This window comes from Bradyrhizobium sp. GW821-FHT12B03 (assembly GCF_058807535.1).
Window position 1 is genome coordinate 37,896 of sequence record NZ_JBXAQU010000032.1, and the last position, 12,264, is coordinate 50,159.

Sequence of the window (12,264 nt, forward strand, 5' to 3'; positions counted from 1 at the left end):
CGTTCCGACTCCTGGCTAACCTCGCCGATAAGTCTGCGCGATCAGCCGGTCGTGCACGGCGCGCAGCTCGGCGTTCATGCGCGTCTGTCCCGTCGTGACATGGGACAGCCAGGCGCCGTCGGCGGCGAGGCGCACGACATGGAGTTCGGGCGTGCCGTCGGTTGCGCGATGGCGCTTCAGGCGTGCCTTCATCCAGTCGTTCCAGAGCCGGCGCAGTGACGGATCGGTGACGACGACCATGCTCAGTGCCGCCCAGGGCGTGGTGAAGCCGAACGCCTCGCCGGTGAACACCGCATTGACATAGGCGCGCGTAAAACTGCCGCGCGGCTTGCGATCAGTCTCGATTGCGGCGTCGATCTCGGCATCGACGCGGGCCAGCAGATCGGCGAACAGGCCCTCGATCAGCGCCTGCTTGCTGCCGAAGTGATGAAACAGCCCGCCCTTGGTGACACCGGCTGCCGCCGCCACCGCCTGCACCGTGATGCCGGAGACGCCATGGTCCATGGCGATGGCGGCTGCGTGATCGAGCAGGGCGCGCCGCACCTGCTCGGGCTGCTTGGAGCGGCTATAGGCGCTGGCCGGCATCAATGCACCGTCGTCTCCGAGAACAGGTTGATGATCACGACCCCCGATACGATCAACCCGATGCCGACGAAGGCCGCCGCATCCAGCATCTGGCGGAACAGCACGAAGGAGACGGTGGCGGTCAGGATGATGCCGACCCCGCCCCAGATCGCGTAGGCGACGCTCAGGGGGATGACCCGGATCGCGACCGACAGCGCATAGAACGAGGCGACATAGAACAGCACCATGGCGAGCGTCGGCCACGGCCGCGTGAACTGCGCGGACTGCTGCAGGAAAGCGGACGCGATGACCTCGAAGACGATGGCGAGGGCAAGCGCGGTGTAGGCATTGAAGGCGGAGGTCATGGCTGGCTCGGCGTGGCGCGCAGAAAGATACCGCGCGGTAGGTATGTTTAGCACGGGGAACGTGGCTTTTGCCGGACCCGGCTATCACGTGTCGGTGACGAGCCTGCGACACGGCAGAACGCCCAATAGGAAGCCGCCGCGCGACGAATTGCGCAGCGGTTCCTTTGGTATCGCGGCGGTCCGATGTGGCGTCAGCTGATCCGCACGGAAAGTTCGACGTCCTCGGCAAAGGCCGTGGACATGTAGCCGCTGCCGGGCATGCGCACGCGCGCCAGGTAGTCGGGGCTGTCGTCGGCGTTGTCGGCGACGATGATCGCGCCCGGCTTAAGATGGCCTTCGACCAGCTCCAGGATCTCGGGGTAGAGCGCCTTGGCGCCGTCGAGCAGCACGAGATCGATCGTATCTGGCAGATCGGCTTGAAGCGTCTTCAGCGCATCGCCCTCGCGGATTTCGACGAGATCGATCAGCCCGCCGGCGGCGAGGTTTTCGCGCGCCCGCGCCGCTTTTGACGGCTCGAACTCGCTGGTGATGAGGCGGCCGCCGCCATTGTCGCGCAGGCCCGCGGCCAGGTGCAGGGTCGAGATGCCGAATGAGGTGCCGAACTCGACGATCGTTCTGGCGCGGGAGCTGCGCGCCAGCATGTAGAGCAGCGCGCCGGTCTCGCGCGAGACCGCGAGCGGGACGTCCTTCAGGCGTCCGTAGAGGTCGGCGTAATCGGTCTTGCTCCGCATCATCCGTGTGCGGTCGGCGTCGGGCACGTCGGCGAAGGCGGCTCGCATTGCGCCGCGTGCTGCTTCGTCCTGATCGAACAGGCGATCGAGCAGCGGCGCTAGCGATGTGATGGTCGGGGTGGTCATGTGAGGTCTCCAGATGTCGCGGCGAAGCGTGTGCTTGCGTGAGGGCTGAAATACGACTAATTCGTCGCATTCGCTATTCGCATTGCCTGAGGGCGCCATGGCCGATCGTCGAAGCCGTTCAGTTTCCTCACGAAAACAGCCGCAACAGGCCCGGTCCACGGGGCTGGTGGCGGCCATTCTGGATGCGGCTGTTCAGGTCCTGGCCAAGGAGGGCGCGCAGCGCTTCACCACGGCGCGGGTGGCCGAGCGGGCCGGGGTGAGCGTCGGATCGCTCTATCAATATTTTCCGAACAAGGCGGCGATCCTGTTCCGCCTCCAGAGCGACGAGTGGCAACGCACGAGCGAGCTCCTGCGCGGCATCCTAGCTGACCGGACGAAGCCGCCACCGGCGCGGCTGCGCGCGCTGGTCCACGCCTTCATTCGCTCTGAGTGCGAGGAGGCGGCGATCCGCACGGCGCTCAGCGACGCCGCGCCGCTCTATCGCGATGCGCCCGAGGCACACGATGCGCGGGCCGCCGGCAAGGGCATCGTCGCGGCCTTCATGCGGGAAGCGTTGCCAAAAGCCTCGGATGCGACGCGCACGCTCGCCGGCGAGCTGATCACGACGACGCTGAGCGAGGTCGGCAAGCGAGTCTCGGAGACGCTGCGGAGCGAGGCGGAGATCGCCCGCCATTCCGACGGGCTCGCCGACATGTTCTGTGCCTATCTCGGCGAGCTGGCACGGCGCCGAGATCATTCCTGACATCCGCGTTCGCGGCCCGATATCGTTTCGGATTTCGCCGGATGATGGGTTAGCCTCGGACCGTCCTTCGTCCAGCCCGAGCGCCGCGCCATGCATGTCCTCCGTCCCCAATTCCGCATCGAGGAGCAGCGCGCGCTGGAATTCGCAAGCCGGCGCGGCTTCGGCATGATCATCGCGGCGGATGAGCGAGGCCCGCGCGCCTCGCATGTGCCGTTCGTGCTGGACCAGCGCGACGGGCAGGCGATCGTGCAGATCCATCTCACCGCCAAGAATCCGCTCGTCCCGCTCGCGGATGGCGCACGGCGCTTCCTGCTGATTGTTGCCGGCGACGATGCCTACATCTCCAACGACTGGTATTCCACCCGCGACAACGTTTCGACCTGGCTCTACGAGGCGGTGCATCTGTCGGGCGTGGCGCATCTGCGTGGGCTCGACGAGAACCGCGGACATGGCGATGCGCTGCTCGCGGCTGCCGAGGCACGGTTGCCAAAGGCGCCCTGGGACCTCGCGCAGATGGAGCCGGACAAGCGCGAGAGCATGCTGGCTGCGATCCGCGTCATCGATCTCGTGGTGGATACCGTCGAGGGGCAGGCCAAGCTCAACCAGCACAAGAGCGACGCGGATCACGTCGCGGTCGCGGGCCGGCTGGCGCAGTCGGAGGAGAGCGGGCATCGGCGGCTGGCGCGGAAGATGCAGGCGCTGCGGCCGGGGCTGGGGTACGGCGTTGTCCCGTAGCCCGGATGGAGCGAAGCGCAATCCGGGAATCATGCTGCAATCTCAGTCCCCGGATTACGCTTCGCTCCATCCGGGCTACGCTTGCGTCGCGCAACAATTGACCTTACGGACCTCTGCATGCTCGTCATCTCCATTCAAAGCCAGGTGGTCCACGGCCATGTCGGCAACAGCGCGGCGGCCTATGCCATGCAGGCGGAGGGCGTCGACGTCGCGGCAGTGCCGACGACGCTGCTGTCGAACCATCCGCGCTATCCGAGCCTGCGCGGACAGGTGCTGGAGACCGAGCTCGTCGCCGATCTTCTCAAGGGGGTCGAGGAGCGCGATCTCGTCGACGAGGCCGCGGTGCTCGTGACAGGTTATCTCGGCTCGCCCGGCAATGCCGCCGCCGTTGCCGATTTCGTCGAGCGCGCTCTGATCCGCAATTCCAAGCTCGTCTATCTCTGCGATCCCGTGATCGGGGACGACGGCCGCGTCTATGTCGCCGACGGCATTCTGGACGTGGTGCGGCACCGTCTGCTGCCGGCCGCGAACCTGACCACGCCGAACCAGTTCGAGCTCGAGCTGCTGTCGGGCTCCACGATCGCGGATGCGCAAGGCCTGCGCGCGGCGTGCGACGTGCTGGCGGGGACCGGCCGCATCGACGTCGTCGCCACCGGCTGCAAGCTCGCGGACACGCCTGACGGGCAGGTGGAGACGATCCTCTGTGCGGATGGCCAGCTGTCGCGCTTCGCGACGCCGCGCCTTCCGATCCGCCCCTATGGCACCGGCGATCTCCTCACCGGCCTGATCGCGGCGCACCTGGCCAAGGGCAAGGCGATGGAGGCGGCAGTGCGACTCGCGGTCGAGACCGTCTTTGCCGTGCTGGTACGCACGCAGGAGGCCGGATCAGCCGAGATGCGCCTCGTGCCGCTGCCGACGCAGAAGCCGTAACGGTTCAGGTCGCGCGCTTGCCGGCCGATTGCGCCGATTTCTGCGGCTTCGCCCTTTGCTCGCGCGCGGCCTGCGCCTTCGGCGGCTTCGCGCTGGCCATGGCACGCATCTTCTTCGGCCTGGCGCTGGCGACGTCCTTGCGGTCCGCCGTGCCGCGCTTCGAAATGTATTCCGCGCCGTCAACCGGGCCGACGTGCGGCGGATCGCGGCCGAGATAGGGCCGGCCGATGCCGAGCGCCTTGCCGTTGGTATCGACCCATTTCCACAGCACCTCGGTCGAGACCCAGCGCTGCGCGCGGTTGTTGCCGGCGGTCGAGACGATGTCGGCGGCCATGCCGTGGCCATAGCCGCCGCGCGTGCTGCCGCCGTGATAGGAGCGATCGGAGGCGGCCTTCAGGCCGCTCGCGATCGACTGGCGATAGTCGTCGCGGAACGCGCTGGTGATGCCCGGTGACAGGCCGGCGGCTTCCGCGGCGAGCAGCGTGCGGAACAGCTTCCGCTTGAAGCTCTTGTCCATGCCGCCGATGACGTAGTCCATCATCGACATGCCGGCGTGCTCGGCCGCCTTCGGATCCTTCCAGCCAAAGTCTTCGTCGACCAGCTTTGTGAAGCTGCGCATCACCGTGACCGTCCTGCCCTTGCGCTTGACGGTGACGGCGCGGCGCTCCTCGACCTTGATCGAGTCCTCCTTGGGCGTGCGCTGGTAGAGCGCCCAGAGGTAGCGGTCGATGCAGGCATCCATCACGAAGCATTCGTCGAGCACGGCGACGGTGTCGGCGGATGGTGACGCCTTGCTCTCGGCGGGCGCAGGCCCGGTTGCGATCGCCGCGGGCGACAGTGCGTCCGTCGCCATGATCTCGGTGGGATCGGCGGATGCGAGCTTGACGGGCTCCTGCACCGGCGCGGCCTCGCTGACGGCGGGCGCCGGCTCGGGCAGGATCTGCGGCGCGGGCGGCTCGCTCGGCAAGATCAGGGCGGCATCGGCCGAGGCGAGCTTGATGGCGGGGGCAGGCTCCTCGGGTGTTGCTGCCTCGGTGATCACCGGGCTCGGCACCGTAGCGACAGCGGCCGCGATGTCGGCGGTCAGGGCGATGCCATCCTCGATCGCCACAGCGCGCGGAACATCGGCGAGGTCGAGACGGCTGAGATCCTTCGCACGCGAGACGGCGGCAGCATTGGCGCCGCTGCTCTCGATGAGGGCAGGGGCATAGGCGGACAGAGAGAGCGCCAGCCAGCCGGCCATGACGGCCGAGGGGCACGAGACTGCCACCAAAAGAGACCGCCGATCGTTCATGATCTCTGCCTCCAAACGGTTCTGTTCGAACCCGTCTCGTCGAACAGTCTTGCACAGAAAGGCACGCAGCGCGTCGATTGTTCGGAGGACGGTATGGCGGCGCAATGGCGCAAATCGGCGAAAGCGGGCTTTTTGGGGAGGTGTTGCGGAGATGCAACGCGGGTTCCATCATGGTTCCAGGGCCTTGGGAGGCGAATATAGCCTGCAAATGCCGCGGCCATTGTCGTCAAATTGAGCCAGCTGAATTTACTCAATCTTGGATTGTGGTCTGGCATCTCTCTTGCGCCGGCAACGTCCGGTCGTTGGGAAGGACACGAGTTGTGAAATTGAAATGCCTGTTGGCCGACTTTGCCGCCGATGAATCCGGTGCCACCGCGATCGAATACGGCCTGATCGCAGCGGGGATCGCGCTTGCGATCATCGAAATCATCTATGCGCTCGGCACCAATCTCGTTGCGAAGCTGCAATCGCTGGCGACAGCGTTGAAGTAAATCATCCGTCGTCCTGACGCGCGAGGTCTGCGGCCTCCGGCCGTTGTTTCGTGATGATCGCGATGCGTCACCTTGCGCATCCGAGTGGACGCGGCGTTTTGGCCCGCGCCTCGCTGCAACCTTGCGGCGGCTTGCGCGTTGGTGCGGCCATGACGCATTCCTCGCTTCGTCCCATGGACGCCTTCGATCCCGCCGAGCCCGCCATCCTCCACGATCTCCTCTCCGACGGGATCATCACCTGGACCGCCGATCAGGCCGACGACTATCGGCGGGCCAGCCGGCCGCGCGGCGATGGAACCGTGGCCTGGAAGGCCTACGTCTTCGACGGTTGGGGCAATGTGCTCGGTGGCTGAGCGCCGCCCATAAGGGCGTCATGTCGCGGCCGGCGGCGATTCGGCCAACACCTTGCATGCATTAAACATATCGCCATGCGCCGAGCGCGTTGTTGCAATGCACCAAAGCGTGTCGCATTGCAGCAAATCAGGCTTAGATGTGCTCCGAAACTTCCACTTGGAGCATCACCAATGAACAAGAAGACTCTGTCGATCGCAGTCGCCGCCCTCACGATCGTGGGCTCGACCGCCACCTTCGCCGCCGAGCTGCCGGCCTATGAGGCCAACGGTTTTCCGGTGTCCCCGTTGCAGGTTCGCGTGCTCGGTGCCGCGCATGTCGAGCAGCAGGCCTCCGCGCCCGCCGGCAGCGTGACGGCGCTTCAGGCCAGCGTTCTGTCGCCGCGCAAGGTGAAGACCGCGACGGTGACCACGGGCAGCGCCCGCTAAGTTTCACGCGACAATTCGCGACCTTCGGGTTGAGCTTGCCGCGTCACGTTGGAACCGCGCTCCTGACGGGAGCGCGGTTTTTCTTTGTGGCGTGCGTGGATCGAGAAGCTGCGCAAAAAAAGAATCGCGCGATGCCTTCGTTGTGTACGGCGGTTCAAGACGAGTGTGATCTTCTTAATACTTGTTTCGGGGATCGCAGCGCCTGATGCGCGCGCCGCACATTGAGCGGCCAAATCTGGAATCATACTGGAGGCCGTTTCATGCCCGTTGCGCAAAAAGCCGTTGTCGCCAGCTCCTCGCCGCGTGCCTTCATTCTCCGGCATCTCGCGCTGTTTGCCGCCGCCGCGTTGTTCGTGTTCGTGCTGAGCCTGACCTACGGCCTCGATCTCAGCCCCGGGTTTTTCTGATCGTCGTGCTTTGATGAACGCAAACTTGACGGCGCGCGGCCGTAGGGCTCGGCGAACGCGGCGTTGCGCCGACGTGGCGTTCGAACAGCCGCGCCAGATGACGCGGGGAGATGCCGCGGAATCATCGTCGAGCGCGCCCTCGTCGATGAGCTTCATCGCCCGCGTGGCCTAGCCAGAACGCGGCCCTCGTCGCCTCTCCGCCGCGTGCCAGACCTGCAACCGCGTGGGTTGAGCGGATGAGCGCGCTGACATAAGGCTTGCCGATGGATCAGCGGACGAGCGGCGCTGACGCTCTCATTCAGAAGAACGATGCGGCGCCGGCGCTTCTCGGCGTCGTCTGCGGCCTGTCGGCGGCGCTGTTCTGGGCGCTCGGCTTTGCCGGCACGCGGCACGGGCTGAAGGTCGGCTTCACGCCGGTCGATCTGCTGGTGCATCGCTACGTCTGGTCGGGCATTGTCTTCCTGCCGCTGGTACTGCGGGCCGGGATCTCCGATCTCTGCGGTATCGGCTGGGGCAGGGGCCTTGCGCTGATGGTGCTTGGCGGCCCCGTGATGTCGCTGATCTCCTACACCGGATTCCTGTTCGTGCCGCTCGGCCATGGCAGCGTGATCCAGCCGTCCTCCGCGACGCTCGGCGGCCTGCTCCTCGCCGCGATGTTCCTCAAAGAGAGCGTCTCCGCCTCGCGCCTGGCCGGTGCCATCGTCATCGTCGGCGGCCTCGGCGTGATCGGTGCCGAATCGATCGGCCATATCGGCGCCGACGGCGTGCAGGGCGATCTGATCTTCGTGCTGACCGGATTGATGTTCGCAGGCTTTGGCACGCTGCTGCGCCACTGGCGCGTCTCCGCCGTCTCGGCCGCGCTCGTCATCAACGTGCTGTCGCTGCTGTTGCTGCCGGCCTATCTCCTGACCGGTGGGCCCGCCCGCGTCGCTGCGATCGGCGTGAGCGAGAATGCGATCCAGGCGCTTGCGCAGGGCGTGCTCGCGGGGCCCGCAGCGCTCTATCTTTTCGCCGTCTCGGTCCAGCGGCTCGGCGTCGCCCGTGCCGCGGTGTTCCCGGCTTGCGTGCCGGCGCTGACGCTGCTCACCGGCTGGCTCCTGCTCGGCGAGCCGCCGACGATGTTGCAGACCGCAGGCCTCGTGACGGTGCTGTGCGGGTTCTATCTGGCGCAACGGCAGCGGTAGATCGCGCACTACGCCTTCTTCACGAACTCCGACTTCAGATTCATCGCGCCAATGCCGTCGATCTTGCAGGCGATGTTGTGGCCGTCGGTGGCGTCCTGGAGACGAATGTTGCGGACCTTGGTGCCGCCCTTGACGACCGACGAGGAGCCCTTGACCTTCAAGTCTTTCATCACGATGACGCTGTCGCCGTCGGCCAGCACGTTGCCATGGGCATCGCGCACGCTGGCGTCCTGCGGCGCGTCCGCCGCGCCGCCGGCCGCAGCGCTCCATTCATGGGCGCATTCCGGGCAGACCCAGAGATCGCGGTCCTGATAGGCATGCTCCGACTGGCAGTTCGGGCACTTGGTGGCGTCGGGCATGGCAGGTCTCGTCTCGGCTGGCGTTGCGCGGCGCACCGTAGGGGCAGGGAAAGGGAATGCAAGGGAAAGCTGGCTACTGTGCGGCAGGCGATTGCCTGCCGGTGCGATGTCACCGAAACAGCGCGACGAAGATCACGTAGAGCCAGCCCAGGATGCCGTGGATGATCGCCCACAGGATCGAATGGTTGTTGGTGTAGGAGATCGCGATGGCGAGCGCCGAGCCGAAGCCGACGCCGTATTTCGCGCCCTCGACGCGGACGCCGTAATAGCGGTTGCCGTTCATGGTGATCCCTCCAGCGGATGGCGCGTCGATGGCGTCGAGCCTATCCGAGAAACGTCGTTGCAGCGAACGGCAATTCCATTGCGACGTGTTGCGTTCGGATCCCTTGATGCAGGTCAACTTTCGCCGGCGGGCGCGGACGTACGCTGCCGGAATCACCAAAGCGGTGGCGAGAGGTGGCTATGTCGCGCAGCGTTCGAATCTCTATCGGCCTCGGCATCCTGATCGCGTTGTCGCTGCTGTTCCTGTTCAGCGTCGTCCACACCGCCGCCGGGGCATCCAGGCCTGCGCCGCGCACGGCTGCGGAAGGACATCGCCTCGCGCAGGCGTGGTGCCAGTCGTGTCACGCCGTCGAGCCGCGCATGGCCGGATTCTTCGACCTCGCCCCGAGCTTCCAGGCGGTCGCCGACCGCAACGGAACCACCGCGCTGTCGCTCAAGGTGTTCTGGCGGACCAGCCACCAGAACATGCCCAATCTGGTGATCTCGCCCGATCAGGCCGAGGCGCTGTCGACCTACATCCTGAGCCTGAGAGGCAATTGAGCGCGCGCCCGGCGAAAAAAGTTCGAAAACAACCCCATGCACAGTAGAAATCGCCAGCGATTTCAACAATTCTTAAAAACCGAATCTGAGTTGACCCGTCGGGCAAAACAGGGGTAGTATGGCAAGGTCGGCAGATGCGACGGTTGAGGGGTCGTCAGCGAATTAGCTTGCCTTGATTTGAGTCCTTTTGCACTCTCCTGGCAAGGAGGCCAACGCATGAAGAAAATGACCGTCGCGTGTGCTCTCGGAGCGGCTCTGGCGCTGTCGAGCCTTGCAACATCAGGTGCTGAAGCCCGGACGCGGAAGGTGCACGTCGTTCGTGAACCGCAGCAGAGGCTTGTCGTCACGGCGCCCGTGCTCAGGCCGACACCGTGGGACTACAATATCGTTCCGCGCTATCGCTATCGGCCCGAAGACGACCGGGTCGATCCCTACGGTCCGCCGCTGGTGCCGCCGAGTAGGTACCTGTAGCCCGCATGGAGCGAAGCGCAATCCGGGATGATTCCACAAGGCAGGCTGGTCCCGTATTGCGCTTGCGCCTTCGCTCTTCGAGCTACGGCGGAAGCTCCATCCGGGCTACGATCCTCAATCGCCGTCATCCGCCGCCAGCCGCACAAACTGCCGCTTCATCGCGTTGACGCCGGAGAGATAGGTTGCGACGAGGTGATCGCCGCAGCGCTCGCCTGATATCATCTGAAACTTGCGGCGCGCGTAGGCGGTGGCGGGACCGGCGCCGCAGAGATGGATGAAGGCGGCGAGATCCTGCTTCTGCTGGGAGCTTGCCTTCACATCGCCCGCGAGACTCAGAACCAGCGCGACATTGCGGTCGAGATACACCGATGCCAGCTCGATGGCATGGCTCGGGATCGCGCGGATGTAGAGGAAGGCAGCCCCGCAACCGGTCTCCGTGACGGCGTTGCCGCGGACGCAGAACCGTGCGGCCTCGGCGAGGGCCGGGTCGGTCATCTGGAACAGGCCGACGGCGCTGGAGGCGGGCCGGTAGATCGCCAGCGGATTGAAGCTCCATCGCCAGCGCCAGTAGGTGCGCGCCACCGGATTGCCTGAACTCTCGACCTGCGCAAGTGCGGCCAGCAATTCGGGCGTGATCGTCGTGGTGGAATGCTTGCGGAACAACGGCCCGTAGTGCCGCCAGGTCTCGGCCGGCTCCTTGTCGAGCGCATTGCCTGCCAGGACGAACAGCTCGGTCGGCTTGCGGATCGTTTGAATGACGGTGTTCAGGAGCGCTGCGGCCGCAAGCAGCATCGCCACGCCGCCCGCGATCCGGACCATCCGCGGTGCGCGCGCGAATGTCTTTCGCATCCGCCGGGCGCTTCGCCGGAGGCCGCGGAGGCGAGGGAGCAGGCGCTTGCTTTTCCTTGGCATGGGTCGTTTCTGGGAAGTCGCGGGTTTTCTGGGAACAGGGTAAATGGCGCGAGCCCTTGCGAAACCCGTCATCCGGCGAAAGTTGACGGAATTGCCGTGAAATCCGGCGTTACGGCGCTCCGGCTCCGTCGTTTGCGGTGCCGGCTCCGTGTTCTCCCGGTCGAGCGAGTCCTTGCGAGAGATAACCCACATCTGTACGTTGCGCTGCGGAAGAGTTAATTTTGTGTAAATGGACCTGCTGGAATGACCGCAATTCAGGGCGTGGCGTCGGACGAGAATGCGCCCCCGAAAATGCCGCCGGGCGTGCTGTTCGAAGGCCCGGTGGTCGACGCCAAGTTTCTCGATTCCTACATCGCGTTCGGCTTCATGGTCGGCGGTTCGATCTTGGCGCTGATCTGGGCGGTCTGGCAGGGCATCGGCCGGGTGGAGATTTCGGTCTTCGTCGGCATGTTCATGCTGACCACGGTCGGGATCGGCTTCATGCATCGCTATTTCGTGCACCGGAGTTTTCGGTGCGGTCCGGTGATGCGCGCGATCTTCGCCGCGATCGCCACGCTGGCGGTGCAGGGCTCGATCCTGAAATGGGTGAGCAACCATCGCCGGCACCATCTTCACTCCGACAAGCCCGGCGACGTCCACAGCCCCTATTATGACGGTAGCGGCAACCGCTATGTCAGCTTCGTCAAGGGATTCATGCACGCGCAAGGCGGCTGGGTGTGGGACCAGGCGACGACCGACGGCGAATACTACGCCAAGGATATCCTGGCCGACCCGATCTCGATGTTTTTCACGAGGACGCGCTGGTACTGGTACGCGATCTCGGCGGTGATCATTCCGGGCGCCATCGGCTACGCGTTCGGCGGCGTTCACACGATGATCGGCTGCGTGTTGTTCTCCGGCCTGTTCCGCAGCTACGTCATGACGATGGCTACCTCGCTGGTCAACTCGGTCTGCCACAGCGAGGGCCGCTACGGCTACCGCCGCTACGAGACCTCCGACGGCACCACCAACGAGCTGGTGACCACGATCCTCACCTTCGGTGAAGGCCTGCACAACAACCATCACCGGTTTCCGCGCGACGCCTACATCTCGCACGCCTGGTACGAGGTGGACATCAACGGGCTGATCATTCTGGGGCTTGGGAAGCTCGGTCTGGTGCATGATATTTTCGCGGCCGGCAGCCGCGCTGCTGGCACCCAAGGTTCGGACGGTGGAAAACGTCCGGCGCCGGATACGGAAGCCGTGGTCTGAAGCACGATGCGTAGGGTGGGTTAGTACTACTGCGTCATGGGCGTTGACGTCCATTCGAAGCTGTAACGGAGCCACAGCACGGACATCGCGGCAAGGCTTTG

At 65.4% G+C, this 12,264-nt stretch carries 18 protein-coding genes; 10 read left to right on the forward strand and 8 right to left on the reverse strand.

Translation table 11 applies throughout. The annotated features are described in order from the left end of the window. Positions 1 to 15: 15 nt before the first annotated feature. The 3 genes from AC1RUR_RS36780 to AC1RUR_RS36790 all read right to left on the reverse strand — a co-directional run bounded on the left by AC1RUR_RS36780 (position 16) and on the right by AC1RUR_RS36790 (position 1,786). Positions 16 to 585: a TetR/AcrR family transcriptional regulator gene (locus tag AC1RUR_RS36780; protein ID WP_492853021.1), complete on the reverse strand. Its 570-nt coding sequence runs from the start codon at positions 583 to 585 to the stop codon at positions 16 to 18. Continuing rightward, positions 585 to 929, reverse strand: a complete 345-nt coding sequence (locus AC1RUR_RS36785; RefSeq protein WP_492853022.1) for a DMT family transporter — start codon at positions 927 to 929, stop codon at positions 585 to 587. Before AC1RUR_RS36785 ends, AC1RUR_RS36780 begins: the two co-directional genes overlap by 1 nt. A gap of 191 nt (positions 930 to 1,120) precedes the next feature. After that, positions 1,121 to 1,786 carry an O-methyltransferase gene (locus AC1RUR_RS36790; protein ID WP_492853023.1) on the reverse strand — a complete coding sequence of 222 codons (666 nt, stop codon included), beginning with the start codon at positions 1,784 to 1,786 and terminating at the stop codon, positions 1,121 to 1,123. Positions 1,787 to 1,883: 97 nt separating this feature from the next. On the opposite strand from AC1RUR_RS36790, the gene AC1RUR_RS36795 reads away from it, so the two are divergent. From AC1RUR_RS36795 to pdxY, 3 genes are all read left to right on the forward strand, one after another. Continuing rightward, on the forward strand, positions 1,884 to 2,528 hold the full coding sequence (locus AC1RUR_RS36795; protein ID WP_492853024.1) for a TetR/AcrR family transcriptional regulator: 645 nt from the start codon (positions 1,884 to 1,886) through the stop codon (positions 2,526 to 2,528). 90 nt (positions 2,529 to 2,618) lie between these two features. Beyond that, positions 2,619 to 3,263 (forward strand): FMN-binding negative transcriptional regulator, encoded by a 645-nt coding sequence (locus AC1RUR_RS36800; RefSeq protein ID WP_492853025.1) that lies wholly within the window; start codon positions 2,619 to 2,621, stop codon positions 3,261 to 3,263. 117 nt (positions 3,264 to 3,380) lie between these two features. Further along, complete coding sequence (gene pdxY, locus AC1RUR_RS36805) at positions 3,381 to 4,193, forward strand: pyridoxal kinase (RefSeq protein ID WP_492853026.1); 813 nt, start codon at positions 3,381 to 3,383, stop codon at positions 4,191 to 4,193. Between the two features lie 4 nt (positions 4,194 to 4,197). On the opposite strand, the gene AC1RUR_RS36810 is transcribed toward pdxY, so the two are convergent. Beyond that, positions 4,198 to 5,487: a hypothetical protein gene (locus AC1RUR_RS36810; protein ID WP_492853027.1), complete on the reverse strand. Its 1,290-nt coding sequence runs from the start codon at positions 5,485 to 5,487 to the stop codon at positions 4,198 to 4,200. Positions 5,488 to 5,813: 326 nt separating this feature from the next. Between AC1RUR_RS36810 and AC1RUR_RS36815 the strand changes: the two genes are divergently transcribed. From AC1RUR_RS36815 to AC1RUR_RS36825, 3 genes are all read left to right on the forward strand, one after another. After that, a complete protein-coding gene (locus AC1RUR_RS36815) occupies positions 5,814 to 5,978 on the forward strand; it encodes a Flp family type IVb pilin (RefSeq protein WP_027542544.1) in 165 nt (54 codons plus the stop codon). Between the two features lie 149 nt (positions 5,979 to 6,127). Then, a complete protein-coding gene (locus AC1RUR_RS36820) occupies positions 6,128 to 6,331 on the forward strand; it encodes a hypothetical protein (protein ID WP_492853028.1) in 204 nt (67 codons plus the stop codon). A gap of 171 nt (positions 6,332 to 6,502) precedes the next feature. Beyond that, a complete protein-coding gene (locus tag AC1RUR_RS36825; RefSeq protein ID WP_492853029.1) occupies positions 6,503 to 6,757 on the forward strand; it encodes a hypothetical protein in 255 nt (84 codons plus the stop codon). Here the strand turns inward: AC1RUR_RS36825 and AC1RUR_RS36830 are convergent. Beyond that, complete coding sequence (locus tag AC1RUR_RS36830; RefSeq protein WP_492853038.1) at positions 6,754 to 7,320, reverse strand: hypothetical protein; 567 nt, start codon at positions 7,318 to 7,320, stop codon at positions 6,754 to 6,756. The two genes, AC1RUR_RS36825 and AC1RUR_RS36830, sit on opposite strands and share 4 nt — an antisense overlap. Positions 7,321 to 7,427: 107 nt before the next feature. Between AC1RUR_RS36830 and AC1RUR_RS36835 the strand changes: the two genes are divergently transcribed. Beyond that, on the forward strand, positions 7,428 to 8,348 hold the full coding sequence (locus AC1RUR_RS36835) for a DMT family transporter (protein WP_492853030.1): 921 nt from the start codon (positions 7,428 to 7,430) through the stop codon (positions 8,346 to 8,348). An 8-nt stretch (positions 8,349 to 8,356) separates the two neighbouring features. On the opposite strand, the gene AC1RUR_RS36840 is transcribed toward AC1RUR_RS36835, so the two are convergent. Together AC1RUR_RS36840 and AC1RUR_RS36845 are read right to left on the reverse strand one after the other, a co-directional pair. Continuing rightward, positions 8,357 to 8,707: a zinc ribbon domain-containing protein YjdM gene (locus tag AC1RUR_RS36840; protein ID WP_492853031.1), complete on the reverse strand. Its 351-nt coding sequence runs from the start codon at positions 8,705 to 8,707 to the stop codon at positions 8,357 to 8,359. Between the two features lie 109 nt (positions 8,708 to 8,816). Next, positions 8,817 to 8,990: a hypothetical protein gene (locus AC1RUR_RS36845; protein WP_018644642.1), complete on the reverse strand. Its 174-nt coding sequence runs from the start codon at positions 8,988 to 8,990 to the stop codon at positions 8,817 to 8,819. 179 nt (positions 8,991 to 9,169) lie between these two features. Here AC1RUR_RS36845 and AC1RUR_RS36850 point away from each other — a divergent pair, with 179 nt between their 5' ends. Both AC1RUR_RS36850 and AC1RUR_RS36855 read left to right on the forward strand, forming a co-directional pair. Continuing rightward, entirely contained in the window at positions 9,170 to 9,529 is a 360-nt protein-coding gene (locus AC1RUR_RS36850) for a c-type cytochrome (protein WP_492853032.1), read from the forward strand. Positions 9,530 to 9,745: 216 nt separating this feature from the next. Continuing rightward, complete coding sequence (locus AC1RUR_RS36855; protein ID WP_492853033.1) at positions 9,746 to 10,000, forward strand: hypothetical protein; 255 nt, start codon at positions 9,746 to 9,748, stop codon at positions 9,998 to 10,000. 114 nt (positions 10,001 to 10,114) lie between these two features. Here the strand turns inward: AC1RUR_RS36855 and AC1RUR_RS36860 are convergent, their stop codons facing one another. After that, on the reverse strand, positions 10,115 to 10,912 hold the full coding sequence (locus AC1RUR_RS36860) for a transglycosylase SLT domain-containing protein (RefSeq protein ID WP_492853034.1): 798 nt from the start codon (positions 10,910 to 10,912) through the stop codon (positions 10,115 to 10,117). Between the two features lie 243 nt (positions 10,913 to 11,155). Here AC1RUR_RS36860 and AC1RUR_RS36865 point away from each other — a divergent pair, with 243 nt between their 5' ends. Further along, the gene (locus AC1RUR_RS36865; protein ID WP_492853035.1) at positions 11,156 to 12,163 is read left to right on the forward strand and encodes an acyl-CoA desaturase; all 1,008 of its coding nucleotides are present in this window, start codon (positions 11,156 to 11,158) and stop codon (positions 12,161 to 12,163) included. Positions 12,164 to 12,264 lie beyond the last annotated feature (101 nt).